The organism is Metabacillus sp. Hm71 (assembly GCF_051842955.2).
In the GTDB taxonomy this organism is placed as follows: Bacteria; Bacillota; Bacilli; order Bacillales; family Bacillaceae; genus Metabacillus.
On sequence record NZ_CM200278.1, the window covers coordinates 1,258,514 to 1,277,360 of the forward strand.

18 protein-coding genes are annotated in these 18,847 nt (G+C 32.2%); 11 read left to right on the forward strand and 7 right to left on the reverse strand.

The annotated features are described in order from the left end of the window. Window positions 1–1,024: 1,024 nt before the first annotated feature. The 6 genes from ACSVDH_RS06295 to gmd form a co-directional block, all read right to left on the reverse strand. Window positions 1,025–1,768 (reverse strand): hypothetical protein, encoded by a 744-nt coding sequence (locus tag ACSVDH_RS06295; RefSeq protein ID WP_439248893.1) that lies wholly within the window; start codon window positions 1,766–1,768, stop codon window positions 1,025–1,027. Between the two features lie 71 nt (window positions 1,769–1,839). Further along, the gene (gene fcl / locus ACSVDH_RS06300; protein WP_439249149.1) at window positions 1,840–2,799 is read right to left on the reverse strand and encodes a GDP-L-fucose synthase; all 960 of its coding nucleotides are present in this window, start codon (window positions 2,797–2,799) and stop codon (window positions 1,840–1,842) included. A 25-nt stretch (window positions 2,800–2,824) separates the two neighbouring features. Then, window positions 2,825–3,559, reverse strand: coding sequence for a sulfotransferase family 2 domain-containing protein (locus ACSVDH_RS06305; protein WP_439248894.1), 735 nt, complete (start codon window positions 3,557–3,559; stop codon window positions 2,825–2,827). Window positions 3,560–3,986: 427 nt separating this feature from the next. Further along, window positions 3,987–6,230, reverse strand: a complete 2,244-nt coding sequence (locus ACSVDH_RS06310; RefSeq protein ID WP_439248895.1) for a glycosyltransferase — start codon at window positions 6,228–6,230, stop codon at window positions 3,987–3,989. A 241-nt stretch (window positions 6,231–6,471) separates the two neighbouring features. Next, the gene (locus ACSVDH_RS06315; RefSeq protein WP_439248896.1) at window positions 6,472–7,683 is read right to left on the reverse strand and encodes a glycosyltransferase family 2 protein; all 1,212 of its coding nucleotides are present in this window, start codon (window positions 7,681–7,683) and stop codon (window positions 6,472–6,474) included. Window positions 7,684–7,863: 180 nt separating this feature from the next. After that, the gene (gene gmd, locus ACSVDH_RS06320) at window positions 7,864–8,823 is read right to left on the reverse strand and encodes a GDP-mannose 4,6-dehydratase (RefSeq protein WP_439248897.1); all 960 of its coding nucleotides are present in this window, start codon (window positions 8,821–8,823) and stop codon (window positions 7,864–7,866) included. 253 nt (window positions 8,824–9,076) lie between these two features. On the opposite strand from gmd, the gene ACSVDH_RS06325 reads away from it, so the two are divergent. Then, complete coding sequence (locus tag ACSVDH_RS06325; RefSeq protein WP_439248898.1) at window positions 9,077–10,276, forward strand: glycosyltransferase family 2 protein; 1,200 nt, start codon at window positions 9,077–9,079, stop codon at window positions 10,274–10,276. A 216-nt stretch (window positions 10,277–10,492) separates the two neighbouring features. Here the strand turns inward: ACSVDH_RS06325 and ACSVDH_RS06330 are convergent, their stop codons facing one another. Then, window positions 10,493–11,506, reverse strand: coding sequence for a mannose-1-phosphate guanylyltransferase (locus tag ACSVDH_RS06330; RefSeq protein WP_439248899.1), 1,014 nt, complete (start codon window positions 11,504–11,506; stop codon window positions 10,493–10,495). A gap of 445 nt (window positions 11,507–11,951) precedes the next feature. On the opposite strand from ACSVDH_RS06330, the gene ACSVDH_RS06335 reads away from it, so the two are divergent. The 10 genes from ACSVDH_RS06335 (at window position 11,952) to ACSVDH_RS06380 (ending at window position 18,818) form a co-directional block, all read left to right on the forward strand. Next, on the forward strand, window positions 11,952–13,694 hold the full coding sequence (locus tag ACSVDH_RS06335) for a phospho-sugar mutase (protein ID WP_439248900.1): 1,743 nt from the start codon (window positions 11,952–11,954) through the stop codon (window positions 13,692–13,694). An 82-nt stretch (window positions 13,695–13,776) separates the two neighbouring features. Further along, window positions 13,777–14,127: a DUF1360 domain-containing protein gene (locus ACSVDH_RS06340; RefSeq protein WP_439248901.1), complete on the forward strand. Its 351-nt coding sequence runs from the start codon at window positions 13,777–13,779 to the stop codon at window positions 14,125–14,127. Window positions 14,128–14,679: 552 nt separating this feature from the next. After that, on the forward strand, window positions 14,680–14,823 hold the full coding sequence (locus ACSVDH_RS06345; protein WP_439248902.1) for a hypothetical protein: 144 nt from the start codon (window positions 14,680–14,682) through the stop codon (window positions 14,821–14,823). Window positions 14,824–15,428: 605 nt separating this feature from the next. Beyond that, window positions 15,429–16,145: a DUF421 domain-containing protein gene (locus ACSVDH_RS06350; RefSeq protein ID WP_439248903.1), complete on the forward strand. Its 717-nt coding sequence runs from the start codon at window positions 15,429–15,431 to the stop codon at window positions 16,143–16,145. Beyond that, window positions 16,132–16,341 carry a protein YjzK gene (gene yjzK / locus ACSVDH_RS06355; RefSeq protein WP_439248904.1) on the forward strand — a complete coding sequence of 70 codons (210 nt, stop codon included), beginning with the start codon at window positions 16,132–16,134 and terminating at the stop codon, window positions 16,339–16,341. Before ACSVDH_RS06350 ends, yjzK begins: the two co-directional genes overlap by 14 nt. 95 nt (window positions 16,342–16,436) lie before the next feature. Next, complete coding sequence (locus tag ACSVDH_RS06360) at window positions 16,437–16,559, forward strand: YjcZ family sporulation protein (protein WP_439248905.1); 123 nt, start codon at window positions 16,437–16,439, stop codon at window positions 16,557–16,559. Between the two features lie 143 nt (window positions 16,560–16,702). Further along, entirely contained in the window at window positions 16,703–16,957 is a 255-nt protein-coding gene (gene spoVIF, locus ACSVDH_RS06365; protein WP_439248906.1) for a sporulation-specific transcription regulator SpoVIF, read from the forward strand. Between the two features lie 427 nt (window positions 16,958–17,384). After that, entirely contained in the window at window positions 17,385–18,041 is a 657-nt protein-coding gene (locus ACSVDH_RS06370; RefSeq protein ID WP_439248907.1) for a GTP pyrophosphokinase, read from the forward strand. A 151-nt stretch (window positions 18,042–18,192) separates the two neighbouring features. Beyond that, window positions 18,193–18,465 (forward strand): hypothetical protein, encoded by a 273-nt coding sequence (locus tag ACSVDH_RS06375; RefSeq protein ID WP_439248908.1) that lies wholly within the window; start codon window positions 18,193–18,195, stop codon window positions 18,463–18,465. Window positions 18,466–18,503: 38 nt separating this feature from the next. After that, window positions 18,504–18,818 carry a hypothetical protein gene (locus ACSVDH_RS06380; RefSeq protein ID WP_439248909.1) on the forward strand — a complete coding sequence of 105 codons (315 nt, stop codon included), beginning with the start codon at window positions 18,504–18,506 and terminating at the stop codon, window positions 18,816–18,818. Window positions 18,819–18,847 lie beyond the last annotated feature (29 nt).

Genomic DNA, 18,847 nt, shown 5'->3' on the forward strand with positions numbered 1-18,847 from the left:
CATCAATCAAATATAGTTCCTACTTACTAATCAAAACCAATAGATAATAGATAGGGCAGTAAGAACCCTATCTAAGATTTTTAAAGAAGCATAGAAGATAGGTAGGGATAAAATGTCCATGAAATTCCGAAAAAGGAAAGGATGTTCAATTCAGAAGAAGCCAAAGGGGCGTAGTGTTTTAAGCGTGATAAGTTTCGTTACCATTAAGTAGGGGATGAAGAAAATCCCCTACATAATGGTAGTCTCACTATAAGCTCTTTGCTTGCTTTTGGCATTTTATTATAAACGTACGGCTAAAGGATTTTGTAAACAAGTGATAGCAAAGCTTGAAAGACATTCATGGTCTAGATTGTTCACATTTTACTATTAGAGCTTACATATCAAGAAAGTCAATGTTCCAATAATAAATTGGTTTTACGGAATACGAACAAACTCAAAACATCAAGTGGTTTGTTTTGAATCTAAAAGCTGATCAGGCTCAACTGTATGGGAAAGAAATTTTCCCCATATTATCATAGATGTTTTTTATTTCTATTTAAATCTCAAAGTATACGATGATCTTATGCTAATAAGGTGTTTTGAAACAATTGCAGTTGTCACAAGGAAATCATGACAGATAACCATGAAAATGGTCATGGATGAGTCTGTAATAAATATCGAACAGGAAAGATTAATAGCACTTTCACCAATTCGCAAAAGGTTTTGAGGTTGATTGCACGAAAACTACAAATACAATAGCAGAAGGTAAAGCACCTTTGAAATCCTTGATTATATTCATACTAATCAAGGGTAAATTCAATAAAAGATAGTATATGTAAAAAGCCATGACGATGAAGTGTATTCCTCTCATGGCATTGACCTAAATATTGTAAAGAAAGAAAAATATTATTTTCTTTCTTCCTATGATGAAATTGAACTCATGAGTAGATTTTTTGATGTGTACAAGTTTAGCTTTTAATTCGAAGAATTGTAGAGGGATAATAATATATTGAGCGATTAAAATATTCTAATAATCATATTACAATCACTTTGCATGATAAATGATATAATTATTATTATTTAATATAATTTCATTTAGTTTTCCCCTTAATTTTTGCATATCATAAGCTGGATATAATTTTTTGAGATATTTTTGACAAACTATGCTATTTATAAGCTGATCATTAAGTGATTGATCCCATTGTTGATGATGCTTTTTATGGAATGCAATTTGATTTAGTAATCTTTTAGTTTTAATATTTTTAGAAACTGGGACAACGACCATCCACCAATCCCACGCCGGTCGTCCCATACAAAGTCCATCATCATCATATATATTTGCTAACTTTTTATCAAAAAAGAAATAGTCAATTCCAGAACTTTGCGTCCCGTTTAATTTACTCAAATTATCTACATCAACCCTATGACCATAAACAAGGCTATCAAGTGATTCATTGTAAAGGAAGTTAAGGAATCCCTTATCGATGCCTTTAATATGAATATCTGAATTTATTATTCCACAAACTTTAAAGTCAGTTTTTTTAAAATATTGCATAAAATCATGAATATAAACATAAGGTTTTCCAAACCTTGCTTGTGCATTTCTAGTAACAACTTGAAATTTAATATTAGGAAAAAAAGGTGAAAGCTTTGTTATTTCCTCTTGGCTGTTTAATGATACAACTTCAAATCCTAGGTTTATCCAAGTATTAATAGCCATTTTTTGTCTCTCTATATTATTTGGAGCAATAGAAGTAGCTACTAACATTTTTTGTTTAACATTAGACAAAATATGATACCTCCTTTAAGGTTCTTATATTATTAGGTGATATTAGGCCAATTTGTCGTATGAGTTTGAAATTAGGAATGATCATTTTCAATAAACCACTTATACGTTTTGTTTATTCCATCTTCTAGACTAGTTTGTGCTTGCCAACCCAGATTTGTTAACCTTGTAACATCAAGTAGTTTTCTAGGTGTACCGTCTGGTTTAGAGGAGTCAAAACGAATTTCTCCATTAAATCCAACAATCTTTTTTATTAACTTAGCCAAATCTGCAATTGATATATCCTTTCCTGTACCAACATTTACTAAAGAACCTTTATCTTTTGTACCGAAATTTTCCATTAAAAATACAGAAGCATCAGCAAGGTCATCAACATATAAAAATTCCCGCTTTGGATTTCCAGTTCCCCAAACCTCTACAAATTCCTTTCCCATCACTTTTGCTTCATGAAATTTTCTAATTAATGCGGGTAATACATGTGAGCTTTGTAAATCAAAATTATCATTTATCCCATATAGGTTTGTCGGCATGACTGAGATATAATTAGTATTATATTGACGATTATACGATTCACATAACTTAATTCCAGTTATTTTTGCAATAGCATATGGCTCATTTGTCGGCTCTAACTCGCCAGTTAGTAAATATTCTTCTTTAATTGGTTGGGAAGCAAATTTCGGATAAATACAGGAACTTCCAAAAAATAATAATTTCTTTACGCTGTTATTATATGAAGCATTTATTATGTTTGTTTCAATCATTAAATTGTCATATAAAAATTCAGCCGGATAAGTATTATTGGCTAGAATTCCTCCGACTTTAGCAGCTGCTAAAAATACAAATTCAGGTTTTTCATTTTTGAAAAATGTATCTACCGCTTTTTGATCTCTTAAATCCAATTCTGCGCTAGTTCTATATAATAAATTTTGATATCCTAATTGTTCAAGTCGCCTTTTAATGGCAGACCCTACAAGTCCTCGATGACCAGCTATATAAATTTTAGAGGAAAGTTTCATTACAACAATCTCCCTTATAATAAAAAATAAATACTAAATGAATTTACTTTCTAAATTTGTTAATTTTAGTTAAAAAATTTCGGAATTCTTGTTTTGATGCGTTGTCTAAGTTGCGAAATTGTTCATTAAGGTTTTGTTCTGCCCATTTATATAATTCAAAATCCAAGTGATTTTTCTTTTTTATTTTGTCTATTATCTTTTGTGGGATTTCAGATGCTTGAAGGCGATTTTTTGTAACATTTGTTTTTTTAAACATATTTTGATAATTAAAATTATTCCATCCCAATTCTTTTTTCATTAAAAATATGGATTCATCAAATTTTTCAGTAATACCTACGACTGAAAAATATTTTTTTATATTTTCTTTTGCTTTTGATAAATTAGGATTTACTTCTCCTGAAACATAATACGTTTGGATATTTGGACAACTATATGTTTCATGATCAATAAACTGTTCAAAACTCATTTTTGTTACTTCTTTATGAAGAGGATGTGAAGGCTCTCTTTGTATATAAAAGTACAAAGAAACAACAAGTTCTATAGGGTTTCTCAGCATCGTAATATAGGTTAATGGCCTTGAAAAATGAGAAGGTTTTTTGAACATTAAATGTCCATAAATAAGTTTAATATTATTTGGGGCTGACAATTTAAATAACTCTGGGTCCTCATAATAATATAAAATTGAATTTCTAGGATATACTCCATCCAGTACCCATTTAACAGAAGTACCAGCAGTTTTAGGTATATGCATGTATATTAATAATTTATTTTGATCCAATTATATTTCTCCTCTCTAAAAAACATTCCAATGGATAAATTTATTAATAACCTTGTCATTTCAGCATTTCACTAGCTATTAAGTTAAAACAAACATGGAATCAGCTTTTTTATCGTTTACCAGGAAATGATAAAATGCTTTAACTATGGATATGTGCTTCGGCATCCAGCTCCTAGCCCCTCGAGGTTATAAGCCAAATTAGAATTGAAGGCAAAAAACATCTTCTATTCCAATTCGTCTTATGCTTGTCGGGGCTGATCGAGGCGCTTGCGCTTTTGTTCTGTTGAAATCAGAATTTTTAAGTCGGAGTAGAATTATGGAGGTAGATGTTCAGCTAGATTCATTTTGGTAAATAATCAATTTATCTGATTCTTATTTTTTGTACTTATTCAAGATACATTTTCAATAAATTTTTGTATAAAAGTTATTATGGCAAAAGTGTAATTGTACCTTTCGCCCAATCTTTTAGTCGGTATATTGCTAATGAAACATTTGAAAAACCTGCACCAATAAAGTGATCACACTTGAGAGCGAGATAAGTGTCTTTAATCACATCTATCCCCTTTTGCTTATTATTATACTTAGGTAGGCCATAGTGAGTAGATACATTTTCATCTGGAGTTCTAATGCAGTCAGTGTAAATAAGTTTTTCACCGTATAACTTTCGATATTTTGCGAGGATTTGTTCACTATCAGTTAGTAAAAAAATAGAAGCTGTCGGGTTGTTTTTTAGATACTCATCAATTTTTGAGAAATAAGTTTTATTAAGTTGATGTAATTGCGGTTGTTCTTGAATTTTGTCACTGCCACGAACATGCACTCCTAAAATCGGGTGTCTATTCTTCATTTTTTTGGAGTAAAAATTTTCGATTTCTTTTTTTAAAAATGGTTGTAATTTGAAATATTTCTTATATATATATCTGTGTTTTTCATGTTCTTCTAAACCATAGATGGGATGATTTTTGTTGATCAATTTTTCAAAGTTTATTATACGGAGATGTAAGCTGCTTACAAGCACATTTTCAGTCCGGCTAAATCGATGACTAGATACCCATTCTGAATTTTCTAATTTCTTTGTGTCAGGTAATCTTAAATTACGATGATTCCATCTTGAAGGGTAGAATGTGTAGTTTGGTTTTTCAAGGTCATTAATGGTGTAATTTGATACAGGTAAAAAATACATTGAAAATGCGTCTTCTTCCAAAGGTTTATCAGAGGAATAGAATGAATCTGGTCCCCAATAAATAACAGGAATTCGACCGGTTAATTCTGCAACCATAAGTTCCCCAGATACGTGCTCCATTTGACACCAGAATCCACTCTCCCATGATTTAATTAGTAAAAAATGATGGTCTTTAGATATATCTTTAGACATGACTTTCGGATTGTTATTGGGCTCATCATTAGACATGACCTTATGATTATTTTTAGATTCATCTTTAGAGGCGACTTTAGGACTGTTTTTATAGCTATCTTTAGAATTGCCTATAGCTTTCTCTTTTTTTTTTAAATGATTATATATTTCAAATTCAAAATCTGAATAAGGTAGGAGATTAAAAAGGAGAAAAGCCAGTGAGCGATTATCTTGTATTCCATAATTTGTAGGGACAAGATTATTATCAGAAATTAATCTAAATTCAAGTTCTGAAAGATCAGGATGTTCAGTTAAAGAAATTACCTCTTCAAAATGATTTCCTGTGATATTAATTTTAGTTAGAAATCTTTCATTAACAAATATAGATACCGTTTGATTATCTAAATAAGGCCTAACTCTGCCTACTAAATGAATGTACTTAACTGGATTTTGTGATGTGTTTTTAATTCTAAAAGTGAAGTGATCAGAAACCCAAAAATCAGAATATCTGTCTAGAGATAAAATTGATGGCATGGAGGGTGAAGCGCCATACTTTTTCAAAAGCTCCATAAAATTAACCAGATTTGTATTAGGATAAAATTCATAATACTTATTAATCCAATATTTCGATAAATAACGAAAGTGTTGAAAACTGATTCTGAATATTTCAAATAAACCCACAGTTTGAAACTGCTTATTGGTTTTGGTGTCTGTATGATTTCTATTACATGCTAAATGAGGCAAAGTAATATTCAAAAACTTATGATTTTTTCCTGCTCTCATCCACAATTCATAATCCATGCAATGCTTTAAAGTTTCATCAAATCCACCAACATCTATAAGCATCTGTTTTTTCATAAAACATGAGGGCTGTGCAATAAAACAAGCATGTGGCAACAGAGAATATTGAAAATTTTTACTAAGATATTCGCCAATTACGTTACCATTTGTATCAATATCTTTAATAGGACCATAAACACCAGAAATATCGGGGTGTTGTTGAAAAGTTTCAACAACCCTTTTGATTGCACCTGGACAATAAAGGTCATCAGAGTTTAACCATCCAATAATACTTCCTTTTGCCATAGAAAGACCTTTGTTTAAAGCATTAGATTGTCCTTGATCTGGTTCTGAGATCCATTTAATCCTATCTGTATACTTACTTAGAATTTCTAGGGTATTGTCAGTCGAAGCTCCATCAATCACAATATATTCAATGAATGGATAATCTTGTTGAAGTACACTTTCAATAGTCTCTTCAATAAACTTTCCTTGATTGTATGACGGTGTGATGACCGTTACGAGTGGTTGATTCATATATACTCCCCCATAATTTTGTATTTTGATTAAAAGTTTCTCATTTAAAACATTTGAGGGAAATCGCAATAAATCTAATTGATAAAATCTTACTAATTAGATTTATTAAATTGATCCTTGCGGTTGATTATTTTGTTTAAAATCAGTAACTAAACCTGTTTTCGTAGGTGATTTTTTCCGATTTTTCCATTTGTTACTTAAGGGCTTTTATTATTTTCAACTACTGGTCTTTTGTATAAGGTTATTTATTAATTGAATTTATTTCTTCTCTAAATGCCTTCATAAAATTATATTCATGTTGTGATAAGGGCAGGACTTCATCAACAATTATACTTAACGGACGATTATCAGAGCTTACACCAAGCTCTGCTGGAACAATATATCTATTGCTTATAATCTCAACAATACTAGTATATGAATTTGAATCGATAGGAATATCTAGTGTAAAGTCTCTTTCTGAAATAGAGTAGTTTTGTATTTGTTGGTCATTTACAAGTACTGTTAAAGATAGATCGTCAAATTGATGATAATTTCTTCCTTTAATAATCAAGCTTCGAAGCGGATTTTTCGGGTTAGCTCGAATTAGAATATGAAAAGATTGTGGCACCCATAAGTCTTCAAAACGATTCATGATTTGAATGGAAGATGTTTTATTGGATATAGATAGGGATTTAAACTGATTTAAAAGCCAAAATTCTCCTTTAGAAGCATGTGCTTTTAAATAAAGTGATAGCCAATGATCTGAAACGGTTCCGTAGTATTTTACAACTGTTTTTAGAATTTCTGGTAAACCAACTTCTTCCCAATTTATAATAGATTTTGACAAAGGATGTCTTCTGGCATTTGCTAGATAATCATCGAGAAATCCCATTTTATATTTATTAGCGATCCTTATCCATAGATCATAATCCATACAAAAATCTAAAGATTCATCAACTCCGCCTAAATCGTCCATTACATGTTTTTTTATAAAGGTAGCAGGTTGACAAATAGTGCAATCTACAAATAAGCTTTTTTGATCATTATTAGCTTTAACACCATAAGGATAAAGAATTTTACCTGTTTCATTAATATAATATCCTCTTCCATATACCATGCCCCATTCAGGATGAAGACTAAGAGCATTCACTCCTTTTTTTATTGCTTCTGGCAGATAAGTATCATCGGAATTTAACCAGCCAATAATTTTTCCTTTTGCCATTTTTAACCCTTTGTTAATAGCATGTGATTGCCCTCGATCTGGTTCAGAGATATAGCGAAAATGATTGTGAAATTGACTATACTCTTTAAGAATTTTTAATGTTCCATCTGTCGAACCTCCATCGACAACTATATGTTCAATGTTTGGATAATCTTGATTTAGCACACTTTTTATGGTTTCTTCAATAAACTTTACTTGATTGAATGAGGGAGTAATAATACTTACTAAAGGTAAATCTGTGTTTTTTGCCAATGTTCTACCTCCTTACTGGAGTTAATTTAGTTTTATGACAACTCTTTCTAAATAACAAAGAATGTTCTTATCTTTAGTGAGTGATGTATCTGTATCTATATGATAAGGATACACAGCTTGCATAAAAAATTTCTATGGTTTTTGTTTTCAAAGTAAATTCACTAAATAATTGTCATATACTTAAGGAGAAAACTTTTTTAAGTCACTGTCAACCATCATTTTAATTAATTCTTCAAAAGACACTTCAAGATTCCATCCAAGTTTTTCTTTAGCTTTTTGAGGATCTCCTAACAGAATATCTACCTCTGCTGGACGGATAAGCTTTGGATCTATAACGACGTATTTCTTCCAATCTAAACCAACATAACTGAATGCAATTTCTACAAGTTCCTTCACCGAATGCGTCTCACCTGTTGCAATAACATAATCATCAGGTTCGTCTTGTTGAAGCATTAACCACATGGCTTTAACATAATCACCTGCATAGCCCCAATCGCGCTTTGCATCAAGGTTACCTAACCGAAGTTCATTTTGTAGGCCCAATTTAATTCTTGCAACGGCATCTGTTACCTTCCTAGTTACAAATTGATGACCTCTTCTAGGTGATTCATGATTAAATAAAATTCCTGAACATGTATACATTCCATAACTTTCTCGGTAATTGACTGTTATCCAATGTCCGTATACTTTTGCTACAGCGTATGGACTCCTAGGGTAAAAGGGAGTTGTTTCTTTTTGTGGAATTTCCAACACTTTCCCATACATTTCACTACTAGAAGCTTGATAATATCGAATTTTTGGATTGGTTAATCGAATTGCTTCCAACATGTTTGTGACACCTATTCCAGTAGCCTGACCTGTATAAATGGATTGTACCCACGAATCAGCAACAAATGATTGAGCTGCTAAGTTGTAAATTTCATCAGGATCTGAAATTCTAATTGCGTCAATTAACGAGGGGAGGTCTAATAAATCACCAGGAATTAATTCAATTTTATCTAGTAAATGAATGATATTTTCATAATTAGGTGTGGCTGTCCGTCGCTTTAATCCAAATACTTTATAACCCTTGCTTAATAAAAACTCGGCTAAATATGATCCATCCTGGCCAGTTATGCCGGTAATCAATGCTTTTTTCATTATACCAACTCCTGTTTTTTCTTTTGACACAACATATGATAATGTATGCTTCGATTGAAAAGGTGACAGGGATGATTATCCTTACTTTTTTAATTTTATTATTTTTATGGATATTATCACTGTTGATTACTCGAGCTCATATAAGTAAATATTGGATTTGAAAAAGAACCCTTTTGATAAGTTAACTTTATTGAGGAAATAAAGGAAGAAGATCTTTTATGTACATTTCATACTTAGAACGAGGAGGAAATTGATGAATAAAACTAAATATCCACTAGTTTCCATTATTACTCCATCCTATAATCAAGGAAAATTTATTCGGGAGACCATTGAAAGCGTATTAACACAAGATTATAAGAATTTAGAACATATTGTAGTTGATGGAGGATCATCTGATGAAACCTTGCAAATATTAAAGGAGTACAGGGAGCTGGATTCAAGATTTCGATTTATCTCTGAACCTGATAATGGGCAATCCCATGCGATTAATAAAGGCTTAAAAATGGCAAAAGGAGATATAATTGGCTGGCTTAATTCAGATGATACCTATGTACCAGGTGCTGTAAATCATGTAGTGACTACTTTTATCCAGAATCCGTATTATTCAATGATATTTGGAAGTGCAAATATTACGAATGTTGAAAATGAAATTATTTCGCAATTTAAAGCGAGACCGGTCAGGTTAAATGATTTATTCAAAAGTTGTCCTATATGTCAACCGGCAGTATTCCTTAGAAAAAAAACATTAGAGGAGTTGGAAGGTATTGACGAAAGATTAGATTTTTGTATGGATTATGATTTATGGATTAGAATTGCTAAATCAGGCTATCAGATTGGAAATGTACAAGTAATTTTGGCAAACTCAAGATACTATCCTGATAGTAAGACCGGTTCAAAATATGCTGATGTGGGTTTTCCAGAAATTATTAAGACAAGTAAAAAACACTTCGGGATGGTATCAACTGCTTGGCTTAATTTATTTCTAAAACACTATAGAAGTAAAGGTATATGTTGGTTTATTAAATTATTTAAATCATATTCTATTTTTATAGATAGTCCTTGTATAACAGAATCTAACCTAGATAGGAGTACTGGGGTTCAGGAAGAATTTTATAGTATGATTCAAAATCATCCTAGTAAACCATTACATGCCATCCTTATAAAAGGAACAAATAAAACAGATGAAAACATAATATGCAATTTTCTTCTAAATGACCAATTGATTCAACAAATAAATATAAAGAAAGGACCCTTTGAGCTCAAAATTCCTGTTATTTCAACTAATAATACAAATAAATTTTCTGTTACAAGTATAAATAGAGAAACTGAAGATAATATTTATAAGATTTCAGACATTCTCCCCCTATCTGTAGAAGAGTACGACTTCTTGAAGGAATTTGAAAAAGGAGAATTATATGTTAAACGATGGATAAAACAGCATTTTAAATATTAGCAACTTTGCGGGAAGAAATCTATTATTTAACTGCTTTGGAAAAAACTCATGATTTAACCGCCTATTTAAAGGCGGTTATTGAAATTAATGAAAAAAATGTAAAAACTCATAATGTTCCAAACCTATTTTAATAATTTATTTAATTCTATTTTTATAACCTCATTTGATTTTAGGAATGTGGAGATTAAAAGTATAAATTATCATTATGATAATTGTTTATTGTTTATCGTTTAGTACGTCTTTAATTTTGTGCTCTAGTGATTTATGACAGATTAACAATCCGTCTTCCGTAGAGGCAATAATTAAATCTTCTGCTCCAATTATAATTGCTTTTTGATATTCTGATTTAATGACGCAATTTTTTGTTGATAATAGATGAACATCTCCTTGAAGGAGGTTATCATCGTTACTCTTTTTATTAAGGCGTTCCCATGCACTCCAGCTCCCTACATCATCCCATTGTAAATTGACCGGAATCGTATAGATCGTCTCAGCTTTTTCCAATATGGCATAGTCTACAGAGATTTTAGGAACAAGAGAGTATTTCGCTTTTGAAACTACTTCACTATCTATTATTTTTTTCCATATCTCTGGTTGATACTTTTCCATATAATAAGCAATCGTTGAGGGTTTCCAAATAAATATTCCGCTGTTCCAATAAATATTGTTTGTTTCCAATAGTTCTTTAGCTTTAGTCATGGATGGTTTTTCAATAAAAGCTTTAACCTTAAGTACTCCACTGTTGCTTCCCTCATCCTCCTTAGCTTGAATATAACCGTATCCTGTTTCTGGACGTGTGGGTTTTATTCCTAATGTTACAATTGAACGTTCATCATCAGCAATCTTTTCTGCCAGCTTAAATATTTCTGGAAAGACGCTACAGTCAGGTATATAATGGTCGGCGGGTACAGCAGCAAATGCCTCATTATCACTATCCTTTAAAAAGTGACAAGCAGTCAATGCAATACACGGTCCTGTATCCCTAGGCATAGGTTCCACTAAAAGCTGGCTGTTGGTTATTGAAGGTAACTGTTCTTTAACTAAAGGTACATATTCCTCAGTTGTTACAATATATATTTTTTCAGACGGAAGCCATTTCTTAAATCGATTATAGGTTTGTTGTAGCATCGTATCTTCTTCCATTAACGGTAAAAATTGTTTTGGTCTATCTTTTATACTCCATGGCCAAAATCGGGTTCCTTGTCCCCCTGCCATAATTACAACTTTCAATGATCAACACCTCAACATTCGTATTTACATATTCGGCACAACATAAAATAGCATATGTGTCTCGGTAGAATATCGAGTGGTGTGTTGACTAGTTTGTCAAAATTGTGTTCTTATCCTAATCATAAAGAACAGTTAAAAACCAAACTTATTAAGTAAAGATTCTATCTGTTTATACTTAATTAAGAGGAGCATTTGAATTTAGATGAAACTTTTTATAAGATTTTTCCACTTATTTATAAATGAAAATTTACAAATTTGTTGTAGGAAAAATCAATCGAAAAAAGGCTGATATTATGTACAGTCAGAAAAAATTGACATAAAAATAATATGATCATTCTTTTATATTATTTTGGCTATATTTAAAGTTATTTGATTTCTTTAGTAGATTCTTCATTATGTATTTTCTCTAAATTAAATGAAATATTTGTAAAAGGAGCATGTAATGATGACATGGCAAGAACAATTAAATAAATGGTTAACATTCGAGCATTTAGATAATGAATTAAAAGAAGCACTTTTCATGATGAAAGATAATGAAAAAGAATTAGAAGATGCTTTTTATAAAAGTCTTGAATTTGGCACAGGCGGTATGAGAGGTGAAATCGGACCAGGAACCAATCGTATAAATAAATACATGATTCGCAAAGCAACAAGTGGATTAGCTGGATATATTGAAGATAGTGGAGCAATAGCTAAAAAAAGAGGTGTAGTAGTCGCATATGATTCACGTCATAAATCTTCTGAATTTGCGCTGGAAGTCGCAAAAGTATTAGGGAAACATGATATTAAGACGTATATTTTCAAAGAATTATGCCCTACACCAGTATTATCTTTTGCCGTTCGTTATTTAAATGCATTTGCAGGTATTGTCATTACAGCAAGTCACAATCCACCAGAGTATAACGGCTATAAAGTATACGGTGAAGACGGCGGACAAATTCCGCCAAATGCAGCAGCTAAAATTATTTCTTTTGTTCAAACTGTAGAAAATGAATTAACCGTTCCAGTATTGGAAGTGAATGAATTACTTAATCGAAATTTATTAACATACATTGGTGAAGAAATTGAACAATCCTATATTCAACAATTGAAAACGATTCAACTAAACCGTGATATTGTTAGGAAAATAGAAAAAGACTTGAAAATCGTCTTTACACCATTACATGGTACTTCTAACAAACTTATCCGAGCTGGATTAAATGCATTTGGTTTTACTAATGTTTTTGTTGTAAAAGAACAAGAATTGCCAGATCCAAATTTTTCAACAGTTGCTTCTCCAAATCCTGAGGAACATGCAGCACTTGACCTTGCTATTAAATACGGAAAAGAAATTGACGCCGATCTGATCATGGGAACAGATCCAGATGCAGATCGTTTAGGTGTTGCAGTTAAAGATGAAAATGGTGAATACGTTGTGTTAACGGGTAACCACTTGGGGGCATTAATGCTTCATTATTTACTGTCACAAAAGAAAGAAAAAGGTCAACTGCCAAAAAATAGTGTTGTCTTAAAAACAATTGTCACATCTGAAATCGGGCGAGCGATAGCAGATCATTTTAATATAGAAACGATTGATACTTTAACTGGCTTTAAATTCATTGGGGAGAAAATTAATGAATTTAACCAAACAGGAGAATATCAATTCCAGTTTGGTTATGAAGAAAGCTATGGTTATTTAATTGGAGACTTTGTACGTGACAAAGATGCGGTTCAATCAGCAGTTTTTATAGCTGAAGTAGCAGCTTATTATAAGAAAAAAGGAAAATCGTTATATGAAGGATTACGGGAAATATTTGAAACTTATGGTTTTTATAAAGAATCACTTCAATCATTAACTCTAAAGGGAAAAGACGGAGCTGAGCAAATTGCAAATATTTTATCATCATTCCGTTCTAACCCTCCAAAAGAAGTAGCAGGAGTTAAAATTGTAACAATTGAAGATTATCAATCTAGTAAAAAAACAATTGTACAAACGAATACAATTGAAAAAATCCAACTACCAAAATCAAATGTGCTTAAATTTCATTTAGAGGATGATTCTTGGTTTACAGTACGTCCTTCTGGAACTGAGCCGAAAGTGAAGTTTTATTTTGCAATAAAAGGTCATTCTTTAACTAATAGTGAAAATAAGCTATCTACATTAGAAACAAATGTTATGAGTCTTGTTAATCAATTGAAAGATTTATAATAGGTCTATAACGAAGCAATCATGAAATCTACATTTCGTTCATAAAGTATATAGACATCACTAAAAAAAGGTGTGAGCCTATATGTCAACATGGCTGCAGTTAGCTATTTTTGCACTTGCTGCCTTTCGTTTAACAAGATTGCTTGTCTTTGATAAAATCACAGAATTTATTCGTCGCCCATTTCACCGTGAAGTGGAGGAAATGGATGAAGAAGGCAATGTAGAGACCTACATTGAAATAAAGGGAACGGGCATAAGAGCATGGATTGGTGAGTTATTAAGCTGTTATTGGTGTACAGGAGTCTGGTGTTCTGCTTTTTTATTTGCATTTTGTCAAATATGTCCTTTTATTGCAGAGCCGTTGCTATTTATTTTAGCCATTGCCGGATTTGCCGGGTGTATTGAAACAATAATGACAAAGCTTTTAGATTAGGCCAAATTCTTAGAACGAAATTCGATGTTCAACATAGTATAAGATATGATGATGAATGTTATATACAGTTCAGTTTAAGTAATTAAATTAAAGGAAGGTGGGAAAATGATGAATTATAAAAGGGTGAATCCTTCCAAAGACTCAAATGACTCAAACAATTTGAATGATTCAAATGAATCGAATATATTAAAACGATATACAGAGAGACAGAGAAAAGTAAAGAAAAGAGGATGCGGTTGCGGGAAGAAAAAAAGAAGCTCCTAGGATTTTTTAGATTATCGACAGTGGTTTGGAGTTAAATCATTCCGAATCGTTTTAAGAAGTATGCTAGGTCAAGGTTCAGTTTACTTATCATAAAATCCTCCAAAAATATATTTGTATTACGTTTATGAAATCAGAATATATATGATGTGTTTCATCTTCTTGACCTTAGCGTTTATTGACTACCCTCCACCTTGGTAGTCCTTTTTTATTATTTTTTTAGCGAAATGTCTTTTTTTTATTTCCCTAGCATAATTTTTAATAATTTATTTATGGAAAGGAGGAATTTAGATGAGACGAACAACTGAAAAAATACATACGAATTTAAAATTTTGTCCGCAATGCGGTAATGACAAGCCATATGTCATAAAATACGTTTCAGGTTCTATTCGCTGTGCTAAATGCGGCTATTATCATTTAAAACAATACGAATAAAACGGTTGTTAATAACAAGCGAAAATTGGATAAATCCTTTCCAAGATAAAATAGCAAGTAGAGTTTGTGAAATTGCACAGTTAGTTAAAAGCCGAATAATATAATTCAGAACCTACCAACCCAATGTTTTAAAAAATGAATCTGTCCCAAAAGGTCGTTAGGAAAATCGACTTTTTAGGACAGCTTTTTCTTTATATATTGCTCATTTCTATCATTGCTTGAATATCATCAGACCATAAGCGAGAATTGTCATATCCATCCCTTGCTTTATCTGAAAGTCCGCGATCACGAAGATCAAGTACTGCTAGTTTAAAATTTCGTGACGAATTTGAAAATATCCCTGTTATCATAATTAAGCTTTTTAAAGGCAGCCCCATTAACTAGTACATAAAATTTAAGGGAAGGTACAAAATCAAGCTAATCGCTGAGGATCAAGAGCATATAAAGGTAATAACAAATGATTGCCTTTAACTAAACGCAAATCACTAATTTTATTCAGAGTCTGCTTATAATTTTTGAATGTTCTCCTTCACATAAAATGATGATGAAAGCAAATGATAATGTTGTAATAAAATAACAAATTAAGATGTGAAGGTGAATGAGGTATGCCAGCATGGATGGAAGTCATCATACGTTCAGTACTTATCATTTTAGGATTATTCTTTATCACTAAATTATTGGGCAAGAAGCAATTATCAAAACTATCTTTTTTTGAATACATTGTTGGGATTACTGTTGGAGATATCGCTGGAACGATTTCAATGGATATTGAATTAAATGTAGTAAATGGTGTGATATCCTTATTGATTTGGTCGTTATTCCCGATCATTGTATCTGTTGCATCTTTAAAAAGCATGGTTTTTCGAAATATCGTGGAAGGGACTCCTACTACATTTATACAGGACGGAAAAATTCTTGAAGAGAACTTAAAACGTGAAAAATATACGACAGATGAATTGATGGAGCAATTAAGGAAAAAGGATATTTTTTTCGTAGGGGATGTTGAATTTGCAACACTAGAAACAAACGGGGAATTAAGTGTTTTGTTAAAACAAGAAAAGAAGCCAGTGCTTTGGGAAGATCTATTTGGAAAAGGCCAGAAACTAAAATCTCCTCAGACGATTATTATGGACGGAAATTTAATTGAAGAAGCGATTTATGAGAGCGGATTCAGTTTGGATTGGGTAAAAACTCAACTTCAAAAGCGTAAAGCAAAAGTGGAGGAAATTTTTCTTGGTCAAGTGGATCATTTAGGAAATATTTATCTTGATCATTACAAGGATGGATTGTCTAAAAAAGGAGTGAACCATGAGGATCATTGAACAGGTATTTCGTGGGTTGGTAGAGAATGTATATCGCCAGCATGACCACATTCAAGTAAATGAGGATGAAAAACTTCAGCGAAAACAGCTGGAACTGGATCAAATGGATGTCTTGGCTAATGAGTTTGAACAAAAAATGGAGCTTGCTGCTGTAGAAATGGAGAAGTGGCTGATCAAACATAAAAAAATGAAATAAATTGGAACTGTAAAAAACACCCCGCAAAAGTCCAAACAAACTTGCCCCCTCCTTCATATAGTGTAGTAATGATAGGAAGAGGAGGTGCATGGCGCATGGGTTACGGCTATGGTGGCTATGGTGGTTATGGCGGCGGCGGTTATTACGGCAGCACGTTTGTATTAATCGTTGTATTATTTATCCTTTTAATCATTGTTGGTGCTTCTTTCTATAACTAAGATGGATAATCCAAAGGGAAAATACGAGCAAATTTGCTCGTATTTTCTTTTTGCGAAGAACTTGAAACTAGGCGGTCAGTCAATTTCTTTTCACCTTTTGCCTAGAAAGTCATAAGATATAACATCAAAAAGGAGGCGGGAAAATGGATAATAAATTCTTCAAAAATATCGAAAATAAAACGGGTGTAAACATGAATGATGTATTTGCTTTAGCGAATTCTTTACAAGGTGCCAACTTTAAAGATGAAAAAACGGTTCGCAATGTGATCCGCCGAGTATCACAAATTGCAAACAAACCTGTATCAAAGCAAATGGAAGACAAAATTGTTAAATCTATTGTCAACGGAAATGAAAAATTAGATTTTAACACGATTTCAAAAATGATTAATAAGAAGTAAATAAAAGACTGACTGGCATAATTAAGGATAAGGTGAATCAAGGGAGTGGAAACTCATTTGATTCACCTTTTTAATTATTTTAGGAAATTATAAAATTCTTAAACTGTAAATAAGCGCACGACATCCAGCTCCAGCGCTTAGCCCCTCTAGGGTCTAGCCACAAATGAATTGAAGACAAAGATCGTCTTCTATTCATTTGTGGCTTATGCTTGTCGGGGCTGAACGAGGCGCTTGCGCTTTTGTTCTTTGTACTAAGTTTAACTGGTTAGCTCTAGGTTCTAGTTAAATAGGAGTTGAAGGGAGAGTACATTTTCTAATTCTTATTCGCCATTCGCCATTCACTTTTCTTAATACTTTGTTCATCATTCTTTCACCTTAATTTCACAATTCTCCTTTATAGTGAAGGTGACAAAAAGAGGTGACCAAAATGGAACAGAATAAAGAACAGATCGCAAAATGGAGAAGTTTTTTACTACTATATAAATTTGCGTTGGATGAAATCAATACAAAACTTGAGATATTAAATGAAGAATTTGAATTTTCGCACCAGCATAATCCGATTGAACATATTAAGTCCAGAATTAAAGAGCCAACGAGTATAATAAGTAAGCTGCAAAGAAAAGGTCTCGCGATAACAACCGAAGAAGCAGCTAAACATATCCATGATATCGCAGGGGTCCGAATCATTTGTTCATTTATGTCTGATATCTACAGCATTTTTGACATGATTTCAAGTCAAGATGATATTAACGTTTTAAAGGTAAAGGATTATCTTAAACATCCTAAACCAAATGGCTACCAAAGTCTTCATTTACTAGTGGAAATTCCAGTCTTTTTAACCAATCGAACAGAAAAGATAAAGGTTGAAATTCAAATACGTACCATCGCCATGGATTTCTGGGCAAGTTTAGAGCATAAGATTTACTACAAATATGATAAGGGAGTTCCTGATTCATTAACAAATGAATTAAAAGAAGCGGCAGAAATTGCTCACTATCTCGATATGAAAATGAAAAGAATTCATGATGAAATGATGTTGTATAAGGTGAAAGACAAGTTAAACGAGACTCGGGTTATCGTCTAATATACAAGCAGTCTTGGTCTTTACCACGGAATTCACAATAAATAGATCCTCATACTGCTTAGGTATGAGGCTATTTGTTTAGGCGTGTTTATTAAAGGGTAGGAATCCTATAAAGAACTCGTTAGTTAAATGACAGGAGGAATGAATAGTAATGAAATGGAAGAAAAAGTTATTTGTTGGAGGAATGGTCGCGACAGTAACATTAGTTGGTCTAACTGGATGTGGAGATGAAATAGATGAAGCAGAGAAAAATGTCGATGAAGCGGACGAAGTAAGTGACGAATTACAAAAAGATATGAATGACGCAGAACAGGAATTGGAGGAAAATGGAGTAGGCGATGGTGTAGACCAAGATAATGGTCCTAGTGATGGGGGACAAAAGGACGAGATTGATGATGAAAATAAAAATACGGAAACCAACTAGTTAAAATTTTGTATCAGTAAGAAATGGGGATGATTGAAATGACAAAAACCTATTATGTATCAGTTGAAACGGAAGATATCCAAGAATCCAGATTAGATGATCACTTAATTTATTATGAAATTAATGCGACAAATGAGCAGATCCAAGAAATCAGAAAGATGTTACGAGATATCACGAAAACAGAATTAGATCCCAAGCCAATTCTAACATCGCTAAATGAAGAAAACGGAATAGAACATCGGGAGAAGCAGGATCAGTTAATAAAAAATCTGTACGAAAAGATTTATCAGCTTGGAACCGTAGAAACAAAACAGGAGATTCGATCATTACAAATTTTAAACCATCTTCAGTAAAGAAGATGGCTGTTTTTTTAGGAGCTATT